Below are 20,587 nucleotides of genomic sequence, written 5' to 3' on the forward strand. Positions count from 1 at the left end.
GGACTGGCGCGGCGTTCAGGCGGCGACGCGGAAGCGCGACACCGAATTTTTCAGTTCCTGCGCCAGCATCGACAGTTTATGGATCGATTGCGCCGTTTGCTGCGTGCCATCCTGGGTCTGCTCCGTCACGCTCAGGATATGCTGGATATTCAAGGCCACGCCGCTGGCCGAACCAGCCTGCGTGCCGGTGGCGAACGAGATGCCCTGGATCAGTTCGGCCAGGTGTTTCGACACCTGGCTGATGTCGTTCAAGGCGGCGCCGGCCGCATCGGACAGGCGTGCGCCCTCGACCACGCCCTGCGTGGAGGTTTCCATCGCCCGCGTCGCATCCTGGGTGTCGGCCTGGATGGTGCGCACCAGCGCGCCGATCTGCTTGGCGGCGGCGGCAGAGCGTTCGGCCAGGCGCTGCACTTCCTCGGCGACGACCGAGAAACCGCGCCCCGCCTCGCCAGCCGAGGCGGCCTGGATGGCGGCGTTCAGCGCCAGCACGTTGGTCTGCTCGGTGATGTCGGAAATGAGCTCGGTGATCTCGCCGATTTCCTGCGACGATTCGCCCAGGCGCTTGATACGCTTGGAGGTATCCTGGATCTGCTCGCGGATTTCATGCATGCCCTTGATGGCGTTTTCCACCGCCGTCGAACCCTGCTGCGCCGCTGCCACCGACTGGCGCGCCACGTCGGCCGAGACGCTGGCCGACTTCGACACGTCGGTAATCGCATTGGCCATCTTGACCACGGTGGCGCTGACGCCCTGGATTTCGCGCGACTGCTGCTGCGACGCGATCAGCAGCTTGCTGGAGATGCTTTGCGCCTGCGTCGAGGCACGGTTGACCTGTTCGGCCGTCGCCGTCACCCTCCCCACCAAGCCACGCAATTCCTCGACCGTGTAGTTGACGGAATCGGCGATGGCGCCCGTGATGTCTTCCGACACGGTGGCCTGCACCGTCAGGTCGCCATCGGCGACCTTCTGCAATTCGTTCATCAGGCGCAGGATGGCCGCCTGGTTCTGCTCATTCCTGGCCTTCGCCACTTCCTCTTTTTCCTGCGACTGCAGGCGCAGGATTTCCGCTTCCTGGCGCCGCCGCTCGGCGTCGCGCGTGCGGTTGACGGAGTCCTGCAGCAGCACCCTGCCGATACCGGCCGCCGCGATCAGGGTCAGCAACACGCCGCCGACCATCATCCAGAACGCGACGCCCAGGGTTTCCTGGTTGACGTGGTACATCTGCTGCAGCAGGGTCAAACGCTGGCGCAGGTCTTCATTCTCGTTGAAGATCAGCTGCTCTGCGCTTTTCGCCGCACTGAATTTGTCGAGCCGGTCGAGTATCGACGAGACCAGCTTCTGGTACGTGTCGAAACTGGCTTTCAGCGCCACCAGCCGATCGCGCAGTTCGGCATCGCGCGTGGGCGCCAATTGCAGCGACACGCTGCCATTGAGCAAGCCTTCGACGGCGGTGCGGAAATACGTCGTGTCGCGCCCCAGCGAAAACGCCGTTTCCGAGCTGATGCTGCCCGACGACAGGAACTCGCTGGCGCTGCGGCTCATGCGCTGGCTCAGCATCATCAGGCGGCCGATGACGGCCAGGTCGCGCGCATTGCCGCCGCGCTGCACCTTCAGGGCCGCGATTTCCTCGGTCTGCGCCAGCAGCGCCGGCGACAGCGCATTCAATTGCTGCAAGGTCTTGTCGAATTCGCCCAGCTCCGGTTTCAGGCGCAGGATGGTGCTGGCCGCGCGGTCGCTACTGGCCCATTTTTTGCGCGCGTCAGCCACCGCCGCCAGCAGGCCGGAACGCGACTCGCCGATATCGCGCCCGTGATATGTCCCGCCGCGCAGCATCAGGCGGAAATCCTGATTCAGTTCATTGCGGCTTTCCTCGAGCTGGCGGAAGGCTTCGGGATTGCCTTGCACGGCGTTCGGCGCGGCCTTGCCGATGCGCTGCGAATGCATCAGCGCATCGCTGGCCAGCTGCGTCTGCGCAGAAGCGATATTGCCGCTGCGCGTATTCAGTCCCACGAACAGCAGGCTGGCGGCCAGGCTCAGGGCCATCACCGTCGACAGGATGCTCAATTGTTTTTGCAGTGGCAGATGGCCGATCAGCGGCAGCTTCCAGTCCCCGGCCGGCGCGTTGGCCAGCGACTTGCGCCGTCCCAGCGCGTCGCGCAGCCGCAGCGGCAGGTCGGCCGCCGATGCCGGGTCCCCGGGCGCGTGCTGCGCTTCGGGCATGCCGGCCGCCAGGATAGGAGAATTGGCACCCATCAGCAAATATCCTTGTGGTCGGGGAGGCCGCCAAAGCCGGCATCGAGGAAGCGCTCCGATTGCGCCAGTTGCGCCAGATCCAGGCGCAGCCACTGCTGGCCTTCGCCGTCGCGCAGCGCCTGCGCCGCCCACGATGGGAGCACACCCTGCGGCGCATCCGGCAAGGGCACCGATTGCATCGTGCGCAACTGGCGCAAACCCAGTACGCGTTCGACCAGCAGGGCGCAATTGAGGCCCAGGCGGGGAGAAAACGTGATGATGCGGCAGTGATTGCCGGACGCGCAAGCCGGTTCGCCCATGTAGCGGGCCAGGTCGACGACCCCCGTCAGGCGTCCGCGCATGGCCGCCAGGCCCAAGTACCAGTCCTGCGCCAGCGGCACGCCCTGGATCTGCACGCCGGCAGCAATGACGATTTCACCGAGCTGCGTCAGGTCGAGCAGGCACGGCCGGCCACCTAGCATCACGCCCAGTTCCTTGCGCGCTGCCAGCGCGCCGCTGCGCGCGGCCTGTATCCGCTCGATCAATTGCAGCTGATACTGGCGCAAGCGCCCCTGCCGCGCACCCGTCTCGAAGGATGGCATGGCGGCGGACGGGAAAGCCGCGGTGGGCACGCCGTGACCTGGCATCGTCTGCATTGTCAGGAAATCGCGGCGATCTTGGCCAGCAGCTCGGCTTCGACCACCGGCTTGACCAGGTAATCGCGCGCGCCCTGGCGCAAGCCCCAGATGCGATCCGTTTCCTGGCTCTTGCTGGAGCAGATAATCACCGGCACGTCCTGCAGTTCAGGATCGCGCGCGATGGCGCGCGTGATCTGGAAGCCATTCGCACCGGGCATCACCACGTCCATCAGGATCAGGTCGGGCCTGGCCTGCTTGAGTTGCGCCAGCGCGTCGGCGCCGTCCTGCGCCGTGAGGACGGCATAACCGGCACGCACCAGCATCTCGCTCAGGTAGTAGCGTTCTGTCGGCGAGTCATCGACGATCAGAATTGTGTGTATGGCCATCTGCTTCCTTGCTGCGTTGTCAATCAATAAAACCACTTACTCAAAATGCCCGGCCAGGTGCAAGCGCACGGCCTCCAGCAATGCCTCGCGCGCCAGCGGCTTGGCCAGGCAGGCGCTGGCGCCTGCCATGGCGCCGCGCGCGCGGTCGAACAAACCTTCCTTCGACGACAGCATCAGCACCGGCGTGGCGTGATACGCCGCACTGGCCTTGATCAGCGCACAGGTGCGGTAGCCGTCCAGGCGCGGCATCACAATGTCGCACACGATCAACGCCGGCTGGCAGTCGGCGATCTTGGCCAGGGCCTCGAAGCCGTTTTCCGCCACCACCACGCGATAACCGGCCTCGCCCAGGATCTTCGCGGCCGCGCTGCGTATCGTCGCGCTGTCGTCGATGACGAGTATCGTGGCGCTGGCGCACACGGCATCGGACGGTGCCTCGGGTAAAAAGGGACGCGTCATGTGATTATTCGACAATTTTTCATACCATAGCACAGGCTGCCGCGATACCTGCGTGCGGCAGCGGCATTCCATGTACCTCGATTAATTACAGCGCCACCATCTCGAAATCATCCTTGCGCGCACCGCATTCAGGACAGGTCCAGTTCATCGGAACATCGGCCCAACGCGTGCCGGGAGCGATGTCTTCGTCGGGCAGACCGGCCGCTTCATCATAAACCCAGCCGCAAATAAGACACATCCACGTTTGGAATTGCTGCGTTGTTTCGTTGCTACTCACGTTCTGCCACCCTTCAATCAAGTAAAATGCTGAATTAGGTATCTTAATCTACCCGCCGTGCAAAACCAAACTTCTCCCCTCATATTAAGCTTCGGCGTGTCCGATCCGGTCGGCGCGATCGGTATCCAGGCCGACCTGGCCACGTTTTCAGCCTTCGGCTGCCATGGCCTGTCCGTCACCACGGGCCTGCTGATCAGCGATACGGCGCGCGTGGAAGACGTGCAGGCGGTCGACCCCGACTGGGTTTCCGACCAGGCGCGCGTGCTGCTGGAAGACATGTCCGTCGCCGCCATCAAGATCGGCGCGCTGGGCAGCGTGGAAAACGTCACTGCCATCGCCGAAATCGTCTCCGACTATCCGAACGTGCCGCTGATCCTCGATCCCTTCATTTCGGCGCTGCCGGAACAGGGCATGGACGACGAAGACATCCTCACGGCCGTGCGCCAGCTGCTGATCCCGCAAACGACCCTGCTGGTGCTCTCGCCGGTGGAACTGGAGCGCCTGGCCGAGACCTGGCGCGACGCCGATCCGGACGACACGCTGCAAAACGACGTCGATTACCTGGTGGCCCTGGGCTGCGAATACGTACTCGTCACGGGCATGCCGGCCGACGCCAGCAAGTCCGGCACGGCCGAAGGCAAGTTGCGCGCCAATACCCTGTTCGGCGAAGACGGCGTGGTGCGCCACGACGTATGGCAGCACCTGCCCGGCATCTTCAACGGCGCCGGCAGCACCCTGTCGGCGGCGGCCACCGCCCTGCTGGCCCTGGCGGAAAACGAAGACGATGTGCCGCAGGTGGTCGTGGCAGCGCAGGAATTTACCACCGGCGCGCTGGCCCACGCGCAGCGCCACGGCATGGGCAAGCTGGTGCCGAACCGCCTGTTCCGGCAGCAGCGCCAGCGCGGCGCCCAATAAACACCGACCAGACGACACAGACAACGATCCACTTTCAAGGCACGATTATCATGACGACGACTTCACAGAACGACATCCTGTTTGCCCGCGCACAAAAAACCACGCCAGGCGGCGTCAATTCGCCCGTGCGCGCCTTCCGCTCCGTGGGCGGCACGCCGCGCTTCATCACGCGCGCCGAAGGCCCGTACTTCTGGGACGCGGACGGCAAGCGCTATATCGACTATATCGGCTCGTGGGGCCCGGCCATCGTCGGCCACGCCCACCCGGAAGTGGTAAAAGCGGTGCAGGATGCGGCCGCGCTGGGCCTGTCGTTCGGCGCGCCGACCGAAGGCGAAGTACTGATGGCCGAGGAAATCACGCGCCTGGTGCCGTCGATCGAGCAGGTGCGCCTGGTCTCGTCGGGCACGGAAGCGACCATGAGCGCCCTGCGCCTGGCGCGCGGCGCCACGGGACGCGACAAGATCGTCAAGTTCGAAGGCTGCTACCACGGCCACGCCGATTCGCTGCTGGTGAAAGCGGGCAGCGGCCTGCTCACCTTTGGCAACCCGACGTCGGCCGGCGTGCCGGAAGACTTCGTCAAGCACACCCTGGTGCTCGACTATAACAGCGTGGAACAGCTGAAGGACGCCTTCGACAGCTTCGGCGCGGAGATCGCCTGCGTCATCGTCGAACCGGTGGCCGGCAACATGAACCTGGTGAAAGCCACGCCGGCATTCCTGCAGGCCATGCGCGAACTGTGCACGCAGCACGGCGCCCTGCTCATTTTCGATGAAGTCATGTGCGGCTTGCGCGTGGCCCTGGGCGGCGCGCAGGCGCTGTACGGCATCAAGCCCGATCTTACGGCGCTGGGCAAGGTAATCGGCGGCGGCATGCCGGTGGCGGCCTTCGGCGGCAGCGCCGCGCTGATGCACCACATGGCGCCGCTGGGCGCTGTCTACCAGGCCGGCACCCTGTCGGGCAACCCGGTCGCCGTGGCGGCCGGCATGGCCACCTTGAAACTGATCCAGCAGCCCGGCTTCTACGAGCAGCTGGGCGCCACGGCCAACCGCCTGGCCGAAGGCCTGACCGCCGCCGCAAAAGAGGCCGGCGTGGTCTTCTGCGCCGACTACATCGGCGGCATGTTCGGCATCTATTTCAGCGCCACCCCACCGACCAGCTATGCGGAAATGATGGCGGGCGACCGCAGCAAGTTCAACGCCTTCTTCCACGCCATGCTGGACGAAGGCGTGTACTTCGCGCCCGCCGCCTTCGAAGCGGGCTTCGTCTCGGCGCAGCACGATGATGCCGTCATCGACGCCACCATCGCTGCCGCGCGCAAGGTGTTTGCCAAGCTCGCGTAAAGTTATACCACCGCGGTGTCCAACACCGCGGCCACCAGCGCCGGCAAACTGGCCATGTCGCTGAACACGACATGCGCGCCGGCCGCCTTCAGGCGCGCTTCCTGGCCGGCGGCGATATGCCCGCCGCCGATGAATCCCAATACCGTCATGCCCGCCGCCACGGCGGCCGTCACGCCCGTGACGCTGTCTTCCAGCACCAGGCACTGGCCCGGCGGCACGCCAAACGCGGCAGCTGCCGCCAGGTAGACGCCCGGATGCGGCTTGGCATGGCCGACCAGGTCTGGCGTAAACACGCGTTGGTCGAACAGCGGCGCCATGCCCGTGCGCTCGAGCGAGGACAGCACGCGCGCACTGACGCTGTTCGATGCCACGGCCTTGGGCAGGGGAATGGCGGCCAGCGCCTGCGCCACGCCGGGCACGGCGCGCAATTGCGCATCGCAAGCTACGTCGACGGCATTGCCGATAGCCATGATCTCCTCGGCCGGCAATTGCGGCAAGCCCAGCTCCTTGTAGATATCCTGCATCAGCGGCACCAGGCGCTGGCCCAGGCGCGGCTCGATCAAGCCTTGCAGGGTAACCCCCTCAGGCAGGTTCGGCAGGCGCGGCCCCAGCAATTCCAGCAGCGCTTGCAGGGCCACGGCTTCGCTGTCGACCAGCACGCCATCGCAGTCGCTGATCAAATGGGTAAAGCGCGGTAGGGTAGTGGCGGTATCAGGCATGGACTCTCCAGAAGGCAACGGTGACGGGAAATGCGGCGGCCAGCCGGCCAAGGCTGGCATCGCAACGATCATAGGTGGAACAGGCGGACGCTACCACGCAGAAAACGTCTCAATGACGATACTTTTCTGCAAAAAGCAGCCAACGGGGAAAAGAATGGGGCGCCAGGCAAGCGTCGACGCGCAAATACCAATTCAATACCACGCAATACCAGTGATTATCGCTGATTTTTGAAATTGCTGCGCTCGCCTTGAAATCCGGGAAGATCCGGTGGCGGCGCCGGGGCGCTGACGCGTCCCGGCAAAGAGGGCTTATTTCAGCCAGCCGCGGTGGCGGAAGTACAGGAAGGGCGCGATGGCGCTGGTGACCATCAAACCCCATGCCCACGGATAACCGAACGACCATTCCAGTTCCGGCATCAGCTTGAAGTTCATGCCGTACACGCTGGCGATCAGGGTAGGCGGCAGGAAGGCCACGCTGGCCACCGAGAAGATCTTGATGATCTTGTTCTGGTTGATGTTGATGAAGCCGACGGTGGCATCCATCAGGAAGTTGATCTTGTCGAATAGGAAAGACGTATGGCCATCGAGCGATTCGATGTCGCGCAAAATCTGCCGCGCTTCCTCGAACTGCTCGGAATTCAATAAGCGGCCGCGCATCAAAAAGCTCACGGCGCGGCGCGTATCCATCATGTTGCGGCGGATACGGCCATTCAAATCTTCCTCGTGGGCAATCGCGTTCAGCGCTTCGGCCGCGTGCGCATCGGTAAATTCCTTTTGCAGCACGCGCGTGCTGACTTCTTCCAGGTTCTGGTAGATGCCTTCGAGCACGTCGGCCGAATATTCGGCATCAGTGGCGTACAGGTCGAGCAGCACGTCCATGTAGTCGGCAATCGAGCCTGGCCGCGAGCGGGCGCGCATGCGCACCAGGCGGAACACGGGCAAGTCGTCCGTATGCATGGAAAACAGGATCTTGCGGGCAAGAATGAAGGCTACCGTGATGACGCGCGACGGGCCGTCGTCTTCTTCGCGCAAGAAGTCCGTGCGCAGGTGCAAGTCGCCGTTTTCCGCTTCGTAATAGCGGGCCGACGCTTCAATATCCTTGACTTCGTCTTCGCCCGGCAGGGTGACGTTATAGATGGCCTTGACCCAGGCCCGTTCATCATCGGTGGGGTCGGTCAGGTCGACCCACACCGGTTCGGCATTTTCGAGGTCTGCGCGGCTGTCGATCGGCACCTGGTTGAGCCGGCCATTCTGTAATACAAAGACATTGATCATGCGCGCTCTCAGCCGGATGTTGGGTTATCGTGATGTGCTGGCGCTGGCGCCAAAAATGAAAACAGCGCAAGTGTACCCGCAAAGGCCTTTTCACGACCACCCCCGGCAGCGCTTTTTCACGGAAAAAGTGCGGCGTTGCACCAACGGGGCTGATTAAGATGCTGCGCCGCAATAGTGCCAATCAAGCAGCCTTGACTTTATGCAAATAAAGCCGGCGGCCATCAAGGTAATTCCGCCGCCCCCATGCGGCGCAGGATTACGCCCGTACGCCGGTTCAGGTAGCCCGTATCGCGGTGACTGTCATAAAAGCGGGGATTCGGCAGCATCACGGCCAGTTTCGCCGCCTGTCCGGCGCTCAGGCCGGCAGCGCTGACCCTGTAATAGTGGCGCCCCGCCGCTTCGGCGCCAAAGATGCCCGTCCCAAATTCCACCACGTTCAAATAAATCTCAAAAATACGCTGCTTTTCCATCAGGCTTTCCAGCATATACGTGATGATCAGTTCCTGGCCCTTGCGCACATAGCTGCGCGAACCGGACAGGAACAGATTCTTCGCCAACTGCTGCGTGATGGTCGAGCCGCCCGCCACGACCTTCTGCTTCTTGCTGTTTTTTTCATATGCCTTTTGCAAGGCTTCCCAGTCCACGCCTTCATGTTCGGAGAAATTCGCGTCTTCCGAAGCGATGATGGCCCGTTTCAGATTGTTCGAGATACGGTTGTACGGCACCCACGTCTGCTTGATCGTGGCATTGGGATTCTTGTCCTGCAAGACAGACAACTGTTCGCGCATAAAGGCCGTGCTGGACGGATTGTGGTCGATCCACCACCAGATTTGCAGGAAGAAATACAGTTGCACGACGAGGAAGGCCAGTACGGGGACGATGAACAGCCACTTGATCCAGCCGTAGCGGCTGCTGCCGCCGGTCTTACGCTGGCCCTTCTTGCCGGCGCTCACAGGGCACTGCGCAATTGCGCCAGCAAGTCCTGCGTCTGCGGCCGCACGCCGCGCCACACGTAAAACGCTACTGCCGCCTGCTCCACCAGCATGCCCAGGCCGTCGCGCACCTGCGCGCCATGCTGCGCGGCAAAGTCCATGAAGACGGTGGGCTGGGCGCCGTACATCATGTCCAGCGCCAGGGTGTGGCTGCTGAAGATGCCCGCGGGCACGGGCGGCAAGTCGCCCGCCAGGCTGGCCGAGGTGGCATTGATGACGATATCGAACTGCCCTTCGGGCTGCGTGTAGCCGCCGGCGCGCAGTTGCTCGGGGTGAGCCTGCGCATCGACGAACCGCGCCACCAGCGCCTCGGCCGTGGCCACGGTGCGGTTGGCAATGAAAATTTCCTGCGGTCCCTGTTCCAGCAAGGGCAGCACCACGCCGCGCGCCGCACCACCCGCGCCCAGCAGCAGGATGCGCTTGCCGGCGATGGCCACGCCCGCGTTGCGCACGATGTCCGCCACCAGGCCCGCGCCATCGGTATTGTCGCCAAGAATGGTGTCGCCATCGAAACGCAGGGTATTAACGGCGCCGGCCGCTTGCGCGCGCGGCGTCAGCTCGGTGGCCAGCGCGCACGCGTCCAGTTTGAAGGGCACCGTCACATTTGCACCCTTGCCGCCCTCGGCGGCAAACGTACGGGCCGCCAGGGCAAAGCCGTCCAGCGGCGCCAGCCGGCGCTCATAGGCCATGGTTTGTCCTGTCTGCAGGGCAAACGCGGCGTGGATCAGGGGGGACCTGCTGTGGGCGATGGGATTGCCGAAGACGCAATATTGATCAGGGTGTATTTCGCGTGTATTTAGTTCGTGTGTACTCAATTGCTGCCGCCAGTCAGGTTAGCTTCCATTTTTTCTTCGCGCGTAAATTTGAAGCGGGTGATGACAACCCACAGGTCATCCTTGTCACTCGACAACATATTCGGTGGGAAACGACCGTAGGGCGCCGCGCGGCGCACGATGGCCAGGGCCGCCGCATCCAGCGCCGGGTTGCCCGAGCTTTTCTCCACGCGGGCGCCGCCTTCCTTCTGGTAAATCGTGCCGTCCTGGAAGATGGGGATGTAGACGACCAGTTCGCCATACATCTTGCGGCCATTCTTTTGCGGGAAATTCAGGGTGCCGATTTCTTCGATGCGCTTTTGCAAGGTCTTGTAATACATGGCATAACCGACCTCCTGCGTGCTGGGCGTAATGAAGGTCTTGCGGGGACGCTTGTTCTGGTCTTCCACGGTCTGGCTGATTTCGGCCGCCATGCGCGCGATGGCCTTGCTGCTTTCCATCAAGTCCGAACCGGACGCCAGCGGATTGGGCTTGTCCTTTTCCGTGACGGGCGCGGCGCTGTAAGGCGTCGGCTTGGCCGCCTGGGTCAGCAATTCCTGCTGCTTCTGCTCCAGCTCGGCGATGCGCCGGGCGCTGGCCTTGACGCTATCACCCTCTTCCACCTTGCGCATGTCGGGCAAGGGTGACTTGGCGCGGCCCTTGTCGGCCTGTCCACCACCGTCGAGATTGGCTTGCGCCAGCGCCTCGGCCTTCAGCGGCTTGTTCGCATGCTTGGCGTTGACCAAGATCACTTCCAGGCCGGGATCGGTGGCCACGGCCCGCTGCGGAGCCGGGGCGACAAAATGCATCGCCAGCAAGACGCCGTGCGCCAGCAGCGATACCGCCACGGCTATCATCAGGAAACGATACTCTCGGAAAGACTTCACGCGCAACCCAGTTCGCAACAAGCACAAGATACAAGATGGCTGAATTCTACGTCAAAGGGCGGTGCCGGCAACAGTTTTCAGCACCGCCTTGGTGGCCCCACTGGCGCCTTACTTGACCTCGGGTTCGCTGACCACATCTTCGCTGGCCAGTTCCGCCACTTCCGCATCGGCGTCGCTGACCTGGTTCGCCGCTTCCGGCGATGCTTCAGGCGCCACATCGCCATCTTCAGGGGAATCATCGCCCGATTCTTCCTCGTAATCGAGCTCGGCATTGGCCGCCGCATCCGGCACGGCGGCGATTTCCAGCAGGCGCGCTTCGATGCTCAGGTCGACTTCATCCCAGCGCAGCAAGTCCAGTTTCACCTGGGCGCCGCGCGCCACCGATGGCATGCCCGGCAGCTTGATGACCAGAGGAATATCGACCAGGCGCAGGATTTCATCTTTCAGCACGACGGCATCGACCTGGCGCGCGTTTTCCTGGTGCAGCCAGCGCAAGCACCAGTAGCGTTCCATGTTCGACTGGAAATCGCCATACGCGGCATAGGCGGCGTCGAAGGCCGAAACGATGGCGAACAGGTTGGCGTCACGCGGCTTGAAGGGCGCTACCAGCGGCGCCGTCACGCCATGCTCGGCGCAAGCGATGATTTGCCACTGGTTCACCAGATCCGTATAGCGGCGCAAGGGCGAAGTGCTCCACGCATATTGATCCACGCCCAGGCCCTGGTGCGGCGCCGCATGGGTGACCATGCGCACCTGCATCTTTGCCGCCCAGCTATTACCGCTGCCGCCGCCCTGGCTGCGGTAGATGCCCGGCACGCCATGGTCGTGCAGCATCTTGCCCCATGTGCTGTTGGCAAAAATCATTAATTCGGCGACGATTTTGTCCAGCGGCGCGCCACGCTTGCGGCGCGCCACGGTGACGATGTCGTTTTCCACATAGAAATTGAAATCGACACGGTTATTCTGTTCCGGCTTCAGGCCGAACGCTTCGCGCTTCTTCATGCGGCCCTGCTCCAGCTGCTGCGCCCATTGCCACAGCACGGCGAAATCGGCCTTGTGCGGATAGTCTCCTTCGCCGCTGGCGAGGGTTTCCTCGTTGACCACGTCGTCGAGCTGGTTATGGCGCAAGTTGCTGGCAATCGGCACCAGTTCGGCGCGCGTCTGCGTGCTGACCACGGCCCAGTCCGCTTTCGGGTCCAGGGTCGCGTACAGCGACAGAGCCGGGCACGTCGTGCCTTCCGCGAGCGTGAAAGCATTCACGATTTCGTCCGGCAGCATGGTGATCTTGTCGCCCGGCATGTAGACGGTCGACATGCGCTGGCGCGCCATCTTGTCGATCACGTCTTCCGGGCGGATCCCCAGGCCCGGCGCGGCGATGTGGATGCCTACTTTCACGGTGCCGTCCGGCAAGGGCTGCACGGAGAAGGCATCGTCGATCTCGGTGGTGGTCACGTCGTCGATGGAGAAGGCGGCCACGTCGGCCAGCGGCAGCTTGGTCGTCACTACGGGTACGGGCACGCTCGGGAAGCCTGCACCCTTGGGGAAATTTTCAAAGAGGAACTTCGACAGGTGCAAGTCTTTCGGCGAAGCAATACCACCGACGGCCAGCATCAGGCGCGGCGGCGTCGTGTGCAATTCCGTGCACGCCGCTTCCAGCGCCTTGTATTCGATAGTGTTCTTGTCCGGCTTGAACAGCAGCTGCAGCACCATGGGCTGCATCGATGCCGGCAAGCGGTTCTGTTTCAACTCTTCCACGTAAGCGGCCTGCACCAGCGCCTGCTGTTTTTTCTTTTCGATGCCGGCCAGGGCCGCCTTCAGGGACGCTTCCGGCGCCGCCTTGTAACGGCCACGGCCTTTCTTGTAGAAATATACGGGCGCCGAATGCAAGGCAAGGATCAGGCCGGCCGCTTCCGGCGGCAACGGTGCGTGGCCGAAATACTCGGCGCCCAGCTCGGCAAAACCGAACTCGTCTTCGCCCGCCACTTCCCATAGGAAATCGAGATCGATCTCGGCAGCAACAGCCTTGGCTTGCTCCAGCAGCTCGGCCGGGGCCGGCTTTTCATACTGCAGCAGCACGTCCTTGACCTTGACCTTGGTGCGCTTGCCGCTGGCCATTTCGACCTGGTAGGCTTCACCCGCTTGCGACAGGACCGTGCCGACCTTGAAATCGCCGGATTCTTCAAAAAATAGATTCATTGTTATGCTTTGTTTATTAATGTGTCGGTTGCAACGGTGCGAGTGATGGACGTCAACTCCAGCACCGCCGGCAAAAATACTTCTGTTACCAGCAGCAATCCCTGATGACGCTGATACAGGCAGCGGCGGGCAAAAAACAGCGACTTGTCATCGGCGCGCCGCCCTTCCAGTGCCAGCGCCGCCTGCGCCCGCTGCACTAGCGGGTGTCCGGCGCGCAAGCGGGCAAATTCCAGTTCACCGCGGCGTACCATGCGGTCGCCAAACAGGGTCGTGCCCAGCGAACGCTCGCCCAGCGCGGAAAACAAGGGCCAGTCCGTGGCCGTCGCCTGCATGGGCACGACGGTATGGCCAAACACGGCCGGTCTGTTATCACAACGCAACAACACTTCGCGTTCCCACACCCGGCCTGCGCGGTGTAAACCAATGATGGCGGCCTCGTCGCTCAAACAGCGCGCTGTTTCCTGGTGCAAACATTGCACGCGAAATGCCTGACTATGCGCTTTCAGCTTGGCCGTCAGCGAACCGCCGCCCGTAAGCCAGTGGCGCAAGGCAGGCGGCGCATTGACGGCATTCACATGCGCATGCCATTGCGCCTGCCGCAGCGACCCCGGCCTCACTGGGCCGCGTCCGCAGGGATGCCGCAAAAGGCCAGCACGGGCGCCAGGTATGCGGCAAATTCGCTGATGCCATGGTCGCTGCCTTCGATGACGCACTGCTGCGCCCCTTGATAATGCGCCACCATGTCGCGGTAGTCGAGTACTTCATCGCCGGTGGCGGCAATCAAGAAATAGCGTTGCGGCTCAGTAATTTTCTCTACGGCAAAGGTTCCCAGCTCGGCGATGTATTCGCGCTTGAACTCGAATGGCTTGTCCGAATGGAACTCGGTCGTCACGCCCACATGCTGTTCCAGGTCGATCAGGGGCACGATGGCGGGGTTCAGCAGCACGGCGCGGCAACCGAGCTGCTCGGCCAGCCAGGTGGCGTAATAGCCGCCCAGCGAGGAGCCGATAATCGTCAATTCGGCTGGCGCCACGTCTTTGACCAATGACAAGGCCAGTGCGATGGCCAGTTTCGGCGAAGCTGGCAATTGCGGGCACAGCCACTCTGCCTCGCGGCCCAGCGCCTGCATTTGCGCGGCCAGCAGGCGCGACTTCATCGACAGGGGCGACGAGCGAAATCCATGCAGGTACAAAATCATCGGCCTAGCGCCTCCAGCAATTTCTGGTGCACGCCGCCAAAGCCGCCGTTGCTCATGACCACGATCTGGTCGCTTGGACGGGCGGCAGCGGCCACGGCCGCCACCAAGGTATCGATGTCTTCGTAGGCGCTGGCAATCTTGCCCAGCGGCGCCAGCGCGTCGCCCAGGCTCCAGCCCAGCGCGGCATGGCTGCCGAAACCGAAGACCAGGTCGGCATCCTTGAGGCTGCCAGGCAGCGCATCTTTCATGGCGCCCAGCTTCATGGTGTTCGAACGCGGTTCCAGCACGGCCAGGATGCGGGCGCTGCTGCCGACGGTTTGGCTCATTTTCTGGCGCAGCCCGCCCACCGTGGTGGCAATGGCCGTCGGGTGATGCGCGAAATCGTCATACACGGTAATGTTGTTGACCACGCCGCGCACTTCCATGCGGCGCTTGACGCTCTCGAACGTGGCCAGAGCGGCGCACGCCTGGGCAATGGGCACGCCCACGTGGCGGGCGGCGGCGACGGCCGCCAGCGCATTGCTGCGGTTGTGCTTGCCCGTGAGCGCCCACGCTACATGACCTTCCTGCTGGCCATTGAAATACACGTCGAAGCTGCCATCGGCCTGCTCTTGCAGTTGCCAGTTGGCATCCTGGCCAAAACTTTCCTTTTCACTCCAGCAACCGCGCGCCAGCACGCGCTGCAGCGACGCTTCGTCGCCGTTGAACACCAGGCGGCCGATGCCAGGCACGGTGCGCACCAGATGGTGGAATTGCGTCTCGATCGCATGCAGATCGGGGAAGATGTCGGCGTGATCATATTCCAGGTTATTCATGACGGCCGTCTTCGCGTGGTAATGCACGAACTTGCTGCGCTTGTCGAAGAAGGCCGTGTCGTATTCATCGGCTTCGATGACGAAGAAGTCCGAGTCGGCGCTCTTGCCGTCAATCTTGCCGCTGAGGCGGGCGGAAATGCCAAAGTTCATCGGCACGCCGCCGATCAGGAAGCCCGGCGCGTAGCCCGCGTCTTCGAGTATCCAGGCCAGCATGGCCGAAGTGGTCGTCTTGCCATGCGTGCCAGCCACGGCCAGCACCCACCGATTGCGCAAGATGTGTTCGCCGATCCACTGCGGGCCGGAGACATACGGCAGGCTGCGGTTGAGAATTTCTTCCACCAGCGGGTTGCCGCGCGAGACAACATTGCCAATCACATACAAATCCGGGTTCAGCTTGGTTTGTTCCGGATCAAAGCCCTGGATCAGTTCGATTCCCTGCGATTCCAGCTGGGTGCTCATCGGCGGATACACGTTGGCATCGCAACCAGTGACTTTATGGCCGGCTTCCTTGGCCAGGACAGCCAGGCCGCCCATGAAGGTACCGCAAATGCCGAGAATATGAATATGCATGTGATCAGTGCGAAAGGTGCTCGGTTAGTAAGTAAGACGGTGGGATAAAAAAGTGCAAGTGCAGGATTTTACCTGACGCCATGACTTTTTCCGCTTCGGAGTATCATCTCGCACATGACGAACGATGCATTTGACGATAGCGCGCAGTTGCGCCTGGAAATCGCCGCCGCTGCCGCGCGCCTCGTGGCGCAGGATGGCGCCGACTATGGCAGCGCCAAGCGCAAGGCGGCGCGGCAAGTCCTGGGCGACGCGCCGAACCTGCCCAATGTACTGCCTGACAACGACATGATCGAAGAGCAGGTACGGCAATACAATGCCCTGTTCCTGGCCGACAGCCAGCCGGCACGGCTGTTCCAGCTGCGCACGATCGCGCTGCAGGTGATGGAAGCGTTGCAACAATTTCATCCCCTGCTCAGCGGCCCCGTGCTTAATGGCACGGCCGGTCCCCATGACGAGATCTATTTGCAGCTGTTTGCCGAGAGCGCCAAGGAAATCCACATCTTCCTGCTGAATAAAAATGTCGTGCTCGACATGTCGGAAAGCCCACATTTCAAGGGAGCGCGTTATGATGCGGTCGAGACAGCCAGTTTCTTGTGGAAAAACGAAGGCGTGCACGCGGCCATGTATGAGCTCGATGATATGCGCGGCGCGCTGAAAGCCAAGGCGGACGGAAAAGTGCTGCGCACCGACATCGCCGGGCTGCGCAGCCTGCTGGCCGCCAGCCTCGCCGATGGCGTGCCGGCTGCCGACTAACATTGATATAGATAAAGTTATGACAAAAAAGAATTGGATCGCCTGCGCCATCGTGGCGCTGATGTTTGGCGGCATGGGCGCTTACGTCGGTTTGAGCAAGGAAAAAGCGAAAGTAGCGGGGAAAGAAGCGGGACCGCTGACGACCGCCATCGCGCCAGGCGCGACGGGTCCCGTCAACGAGCTGTACGCGCTGTCCCTGCCAGACGCGGCGGGCGCCACGCAAGCCTTGTCGCAATGGAAAGGCAAGAATTTGCTGGTCAATTTCTGGGCGCCGTGGTGCCCACCTTGCGTGGAAGAAATGCCAGAGTTATCCGAAGTACAAGGCCACTATGCGGCGAAAAACCTGCAGGTCATCGGCATCGGTATCGATTCGGCCAGCAATATTGCCACCTTTGCCAGCAAGTTTAAGATCGCCTATCCCGTGTATGTGTCCGGCATGAGCGGCACTGACCTGTCGCGTCATTTTGGCAATGCCACGGGCGGTTTGCCCTTTACGGTGCTGATCGGCGCCGATGGCGAAGTCAAAAAGACCTATCTGGGCCGCTTGAAATTTGATCAGTTGCGCGCCGATCTGGATAAATTGTAAATTCGGAGCGTGCTTTTTTCTCTTGCCAATGCGTATCTTTGGCGGCAAAATGCGGAACTTTCGCTAAAACGGTCTTCCATACATGGCAAAAAACCTCCTTCTGCTCAACGGTCCCAACCTGAATTTGCTGGGAACGCGCGAGCCTGAGGTCTACGGCGCCAGCACCTTGGCCGATATCGAGCAGGCAGCAATGGCGCAAGCCATGGCGGCCGGTGCCGACCTGGTCTGCTTTCAAAGCAACCATGAAGGTGCGCTGATCGACCGCATCCATGCCGCGCGAGCGGAAGGGATCGATGCCATCGTCATCAATCCGGGCGGCCTGACCCATACCAGCGTTGCCTTGCGCGATGCGCTGGCCGGGGTCGCCATCCCGTTCGTGGAAGTCCATATCTCGAATATTTATCAACGCGAAACGTTTCGACATCACTCATTTCTCAGCGCGATCGCGCAGGGGACGATCTGCGGCCTGGGTATCGATGGATATCGGTTTGCCATCGACTTTGCGCTTAAAAAACGTTAATCTACGCGATCTGCACGCATTTAGCGCGGCGATAGGTTCTGGACATCACCGCATCACTCATAAAACAAACTACATTCCTAGGGGTTTTACATGGATCTACGAAAACTCAAGACCTTGATCGACCTGGTCGCCGAATCGGATATCGCAGAGCTGGAAGTTACCGAAGGCGAAAGCAAGGTTCGCATCGTCAAATCGTCGGCCATGCCGCAAAACCAGATGGTCATGATGCAGCCGCAAGGCATGCAAGCCCAATACCAGCCAGCCGCGCCAGCCGCCGCCCCCGCTGCAGCTGCCGTCGTGGTCGCCGCCGAGCCAACGGGCTATGTGGTCAAATCGCCGATGGTCGGTACCTTCTACCGCTCTTCCGCTCCTGGCAGCGCCGCCTATGTTGAAGTGGGCTCGACCGTTAAGGAAGGTGATACCCTGTGCATCATCGAAGCGATGAAGCTCCTGAATGAAATCGACTCCGATAAAGCCGGTGTCGTGACCCAGATCCTGGTCGAAAACGGCCAGCCGGTCGAATTCGGTCAACCCTTGTTTGTGATCGGCTAAAACCCAGTCCACACGGCCGGCAACGGCCGTTTGCAGTTTTAGCCCCTCACACTTGTTGTTTCGCCGGCTCGCCGGCTCTCACAGACATACGCGAACCTACCATGTTTGAAAAAATCCTGATTGCCAACCGTGGTGAAATTGCCCTCCGTATTCAGCGCGCCTGCCGCGAAATGGGCATTAAAACGGTTGTAGTCCACTCCGAAGCCGACAAGGACGCGAAATACGTCAAGCTGGCCGACGAATCCGTTTGTATCGGCCCGGCCCAGTCGTCCCTGAGCTACCTGAACATGCCCGCCATCATCAGCGCCGCTGAAGTGACGGACGCGCAAGCGATTCACCCAGGCTACGGCTTCCTGTCGGAAAATGCCGACTTTGCCGAACGCGTCGAGAAATCGGGCTTCGTCTTCATCGGCCCCCGCTCCGAATCGATCCGTTTGATGGGCGACAAAGTGTCGGCCAAGCAAACCATGATCAAGGCTGGCGTACCGTGCGTACCCGGCTCGGAAGGCGCGTTGCCGGACGATCCGAAAGCGATCGTGCAAATTGCCCGCAAGATCGGCTACCCGGTCATCATCAAGGCTGCCGGTGGCGGTGGCGGACGCGGCATGCGCGTGGTGCACACGGAAGCGGCCCTGATCAACGCCGTGGCGATGACCAAGACGGAAGCCGGCACGGCTTTCGGCAACCCTGAAGTGTATATGGAGAAGTACCTGGAAAATCCGCGGCACGTGGAAATCCAGATCCTCGCCGACGAACACAAGAACGCCGTCTGGCTGGGCGAGCGCGACTGCTCCATGCAGCGCCGCCACCAGAAAGTCATCGAAGAAGCACCGGCGCCGGGCATCCCGCGTAAACTCATCGAGAAAATTGGCGACCGTTGCGCCGAAGCGTGCCGCAAGATCGGCTACCGCGGCGCCGGCACGTTTGAATTCCTGTACGAAAACGGCGAATTCTATTTCATTGAAATGAATACCCGCGTGCAAGTGGAACATCCGGTCACCGAGATGATCACCGGCATCGACATCGTGCAAGAGCAAATCCGCATCGCCGCCGGCGAAAAACTGCGTTTCCGCCAACGCGACGTCTTGCTGTCGGGCCACGCCATCGAGTGCCGCATCAACGCCGAAGATCCGTTCAAGTTCACGCCATCGCCAGGCAAGATCGTCTCGTGGCATGCGCCAGGTGGCCCTGGCATCCGCGTCGACTCGCACGCCTACGCCGGCTACTACGTGCCGCCGCACTACGACTCGATGATCGGCAAAGTGATCGCTTACGGCGCCACGCGCGAGCAAGCAATCCGCCGCATGCAGATCGCCCTGTCCGAAATGGTGGTCGAAGGCATCAACACGAACATCGCCCTGCACCGCGAGCTGATGATCGACGCGCGCTTCATCGAAGGCGGCACCAACATTCACTATCTGGAACAGAAACTGGCCGACATGCCGGACCTGGGCAAGAACCTGAATAGCGGCAGTCCCAGCATCGCCAAGAAGTCCGAAATCAAGGCGGGCGCATGAGCTGGACGGAAATCGTCATCGAAATAGCCCGTGACAACGCCGAGGCCATGTCCGACGCGTTGATGGAAGCGGGCGCCCTGTCGGTCTCGGTGGAAGACGCCGATGAAGGCACGGATGCCGAGCAGCCCTTGTTTGGCGAGCCTGGCATGGAGCCGAAGGAAGCGGCGTGGGAACGCAGTCGCGTGGTGGCGCTGACCGACGTCGACGCCGACCAGGCCGCCATCGTGGCTGCCGCAGCCCAGGCTGTCGGCATGGCGGAAGTTCCCGCCTTTACCATGCGCCCCGTGGAAGAGCAGGACTGGGTGCGCCTGACCCAGTCGCAATTCGCACCGATTCACATCGGCAAGAATATCTGGGTCGTGCCCAGCTGGCACGAGGCACCGGACCCTGACGGCCTGATCCTGGAACTGGATCCGGGCCTGGCCTTCGGTACGGGCAGCCATCCGACCACGCGCCTGTGCATGGAATGGCTGGAAGCCAATCCCGCCCCTGGCAAGACCGTGCTCGACTACGGTTGCGGTTCCGGCATCCTGGCCATGGTGGCCAAGAAACTCGGTGCGGAAACGGTCGCCGGCGTCGATATCGACCCGCAAGCGATCGAATCGGCGCGCGATAATGCCGAACGCAACCAGTGCGAAATCGAATATTTCTTGCCAGACACGTTTGCCACCTCGGCACACGCCACGGCCAAGTTTGACATCGTCGTCGCCAATATCCTGTCGAGCCCATTGAAACTGATGGCGCCAATGCTGTCGGGCCGTGTCGCCGATGGCGGCGCGCTGATCCTGTCCGGCGTGCTGGCACGCCAGGCGGAAGAAGTGGCCGCTGCCTATGCTCCGTTCATCCAGCTGGGTGTGTGGGCCGAGCAAGACGGCTGGGTGGCCTTGCATGGCCGCCTGGGCACCACGCAAGCGCCTGCGCCCCGCGCGGAAGGTGCATAAGCACAGC

24 protein-coding genes are annotated in these 20,587 nt (G+C 62.1%); 10 read left to right on the forward strand and 14 right to left on the reverse strand.

The features are described 5' to 3' along the window. Positions 1-15: 15 nt before the first annotated feature. The 5 genes from ACQ4WY_RS10615 to ACQ4WY_RS10635 all read right to left on the reverse strand — a co-directional run bounded on the left by ACQ4WY_RS10615 (position 16) and on the right by ACQ4WY_RS10635 (position 3,953). Entirely contained in the window at positions 16-2,253 is a 2,238-nt protein-coding gene (locus tag ACQ4WY_RS10615) for a methyl-accepting chemotaxis protein (RefSeq protein ID WP_436503951.1), read from the reverse strand. Beyond that, entirely contained in the window at positions 2,253-2,864 is a 612-nt protein-coding gene (locus ACQ4WY_RS10620; RefSeq protein ID WP_436503952.1) for a chemotaxis protein CheW, read from the reverse strand. Before ACQ4WY_RS10620 ends, ACQ4WY_RS10615 begins: the two co-directional genes overlap by 1 nt. A gap of 26 nt (positions 2,865-2,890) precedes the next feature. Further along, a complete protein-coding gene (locus ACQ4WY_RS10625; protein WP_034780235.1) occupies positions 2,891-3,256 on the reverse strand; it encodes a response regulator in 366 nt (121 codons plus the stop codon). 36 nt (positions 3,257-3,292) lie between these two features. Further along, positions 3,293-3,715, reverse strand: coding sequence for a response regulator (locus tag ACQ4WY_RS10630; protein ID WP_353660020.1), 423 nt, complete (start codon positions 3,713-3,715; stop codon positions 3,293-3,295). 85 nt (positions 3,716-3,800) lie between these two features. After that, on the reverse strand, positions 3,801-3,953 hold the full coding sequence (locus ACQ4WY_RS10635) for a rubredoxin (RefSeq protein WP_010401308.1): 153 nt from the start codon (positions 3,951-3,953) through the stop codon (positions 3,801-3,803). A gap of 96 nt (positions 3,954-4,049) precedes the next feature. On the opposite strand from ACQ4WY_RS10635, the gene thiD reads away from it, so the two are divergent. Both thiD and hemL read left to right on the forward strand, forming a co-directional pair. Then, on the forward strand, positions 4,050-4,907 hold the full coding sequence (thiD, locus tag ACQ4WY_RS10640) for a bifunctional hydroxymethylpyrimidine kinase/phosphomethylpyrimidine kinase (protein ID WP_436503953.1): 858 nt from the start codon (positions 4,050-4,052) through the stop codon (positions 4,905-4,907). 50 nt (positions 4,908-4,957) lie between these two features. After that, on the forward strand, positions 4,958-6,247 hold the full coding sequence (hemL, locus tag ACQ4WY_RS10645) for a glutamate-1-semialdehyde 2,1-aminomutase (protein WP_436503954.1): 1,290 nt from the start codon (positions 4,958-4,960) through the stop codon (positions 6,245-6,247). Between the two features lie 2 nt (positions 6,248-6,249). Here the strand turns inward: hemL and ACQ4WY_RS10650 are convergent, their stop codons facing one another. Beyond that, positions 6,250-6,966: an HAD family hydrolase gene (locus ACQ4WY_RS10650; RefSeq protein WP_436503955.1), complete on the reverse strand. Its 717-nt coding sequence runs from the start codon at positions 6,964-6,966 to the stop codon at positions 6,250-6,252. Here ACQ4WY_RS10650 and ACQ4WY_RS10655 point away from each other — a divergent pair. Next, entirely contained in the window at positions 6,965-7,198 is a 234-nt protein-coding gene (locus tag ACQ4WY_RS10655) for a hypothetical protein (protein ID WP_436503956.1), read from the forward strand. The two genes, ACQ4WY_RS10650 and ACQ4WY_RS10655, sit on opposite strands and share 2 nt — an antisense overlap. Positions 7,199-7,275: 77 nt before the next feature. Here the strand turns inward: ACQ4WY_RS10655 and corA are convergent, their stop codons facing one another. Next, positions 7,276-8,241 (reverse strand): magnesium/cobalt transporter CorA, encoded by a 966-nt coding sequence (corA, locus tag ACQ4WY_RS10660; protein WP_077408488.1) that lies wholly within the window; start codon positions 8,239-8,241, stop codon positions 7,276-7,278. Between corA and ACQ4WY_RS10665 the strand changes: the two genes are divergently transcribed. Further along, on the forward strand, positions 8,240-8,398 hold the full coding sequence (locus ACQ4WY_RS10665; RefSeq protein WP_436503958.1) for a hypothetical protein: 159 nt from the start codon (positions 8,240-8,242) through the stop codon (positions 8,396-8,398). The two genes, corA and ACQ4WY_RS10665, sit on opposite strands and share 2 nt — an antisense overlap. Positions 8,399-8,462: 64 nt before the next feature. On the opposite strand, the gene mtgA is transcribed toward ACQ4WY_RS10665, so the two are convergent. From mtgA to mpl, 7 genes are all read right to left on the reverse strand, one after another. After that, positions 8,463-9,209 (reverse strand): monofunctional biosynthetic peptidoglycan transglycosylase, encoded by a 747-nt coding sequence (gene mtgA / locus ACQ4WY_RS10670; protein WP_436504431.1) that lies wholly within the window; start codon positions 9,207-9,209, stop codon positions 8,463-8,465. Further along, on the reverse strand, positions 9,191-10,018 hold the full coding sequence (gene aroE, locus ACQ4WY_RS10675) for a shikimate dehydrogenase (protein ID WP_436504432.1): 828 nt from the start codon (positions 10,016-10,018) through the stop codon (positions 9,191-9,193). The genes mtgA and aroE overlap by 19 nt, the downstream gene beginning before the upstream one ends. A 26-nt stretch (positions 10,019-10,044) precedes the next feature. Beyond that, positions 10,045-10,902, reverse strand: coding sequence for an energy transducer TonB family protein (locus ACQ4WY_RS10680; RefSeq protein WP_353660945.1), 858 nt, complete (start codon positions 10,900-10,902; stop codon positions 10,045-10,047). Positions 10,903-11,040: 138 nt separating this feature from the next. Continuing rightward, positions 11,041-13,128 (reverse strand): ribonuclease catalytic domain-containing protein, encoded by a 2,088-nt coding sequence (locus ACQ4WY_RS10685; RefSeq protein ID WP_436503959.1) that lies wholly within the window; start codon positions 13,126-13,128, stop codon positions 11,041-11,043. A gap of 2 nt (positions 13,129-13,130) precedes the next feature. After that, positions 13,131-13,745, reverse strand: a complete 615-nt coding sequence (locus ACQ4WY_RS10690; protein ID WP_436503960.1) for a chorismate--pyruvate lyase family protein — start codon at positions 13,743-13,745, stop codon at positions 13,131-13,133. Further along, positions 13,742-14,326, reverse strand: a complete 585-nt coding sequence (locus ACQ4WY_RS10695; RefSeq protein WP_436503961.1) for a YqiA/YcfP family alpha/beta fold hydrolase — start codon at positions 14,324-14,326, stop codon at positions 13,742-13,744. The genes ACQ4WY_RS10690 and ACQ4WY_RS10695 overlap by 4 nt, the downstream gene beginning before the upstream one ends. Then, positions 14,323-15,711, reverse strand: a complete 1,389-nt coding sequence (gene mpl, locus ACQ4WY_RS10700; RefSeq protein ID WP_436503962.1) for a UDP-N-acetylmuramate:L-alanyl-gamma-D-glutamyl-meso-diaminopimelate ligase — start codon at positions 15,709-15,711, stop codon at positions 14,323-14,325. Before mpl ends, ACQ4WY_RS10695 begins: the two co-directional genes overlap by 4 nt. Before the next feature lie 114 nt (positions 15,712-15,825). Between mpl and ACQ4WY_RS10705 the strand changes: the two genes are divergently transcribed. From ACQ4WY_RS10705 to prmA, 6 genes are all read left to right on the forward strand, one after another. Beyond that, complete coding sequence (locus ACQ4WY_RS10705) at positions 15,826-16,464, forward strand: hypothetical protein (RefSeq protein WP_436503963.1); 639 nt, start codon at positions 15,826-15,828, stop codon at positions 16,462-16,464. A gap of 19 nt (positions 16,465-16,483) precedes the next feature. Further along, positions 16,484-17,050 (forward strand): TlpA family protein disulfide reductase, encoded by a 567-nt coding sequence (locus tag ACQ4WY_RS10710; RefSeq protein WP_436503964.1) that lies wholly within the window; start codon positions 16,484-16,486, stop codon positions 17,048-17,050. Positions 17,051-17,132: 82 nt separating this feature from the next. Further along, positions 17,133-17,570, forward strand: a complete 438-nt coding sequence (gene aroQ, locus ACQ4WY_RS10715) for a type II 3-dehydroquinate dehydratase (RefSeq protein WP_034746628.1) — start codon at positions 17,133-17,135, stop codon at positions 17,568-17,570. A 90-nt stretch (positions 17,571-17,660) separates the two neighbouring features. Continuing rightward, positions 17,661-18,122 carry an acetyl-CoA carboxylase biotin carboxyl carrier protein gene (accB, locus tag ACQ4WY_RS10720; protein WP_034780252.1) on the forward strand — a complete coding sequence of 154 codons (462 nt, stop codon included), beginning with the start codon at positions 17,661-17,663 and terminating at the stop codon, positions 18,120-18,122. Positions 18,123-18,223: 101 nt separating this feature from the next. Continuing rightward, entirely contained in the window at positions 18,224-19,639 is a 1,416-nt protein-coding gene (accC, locus tag ACQ4WY_RS10725) for an acetyl-CoA carboxylase biotin carboxylase subunit (protein ID WP_099666524.1), read from the forward strand. Continuing rightward, positions 19,636-20,580 carry a 50S ribosomal protein L11 methyltransferase gene (prmA, locus tag ACQ4WY_RS10730; protein ID WP_353660010.1) on the forward strand — a complete coding sequence of 315 codons (945 nt, stop codon included), beginning with the start codon at positions 19,636-19,638 and terminating at the stop codon, positions 20,578-20,580. The genes accC and prmA overlap by 4 nt, the downstream gene beginning before the upstream one ends. Positions 20,581-20,587 lie beyond the last annotated feature (7 nt).

Source organism: Janthinobacterium salmonicoloratum, from assembly GCF_051380845.1.
GTDB classification, from domain to species: Bacteria; Pseudomonadota; Gammaproteobacteria; order Burkholderiales; family Burkholderiaceae_D; genus Janthinobacterium; species Janthinobacterium lividum_F.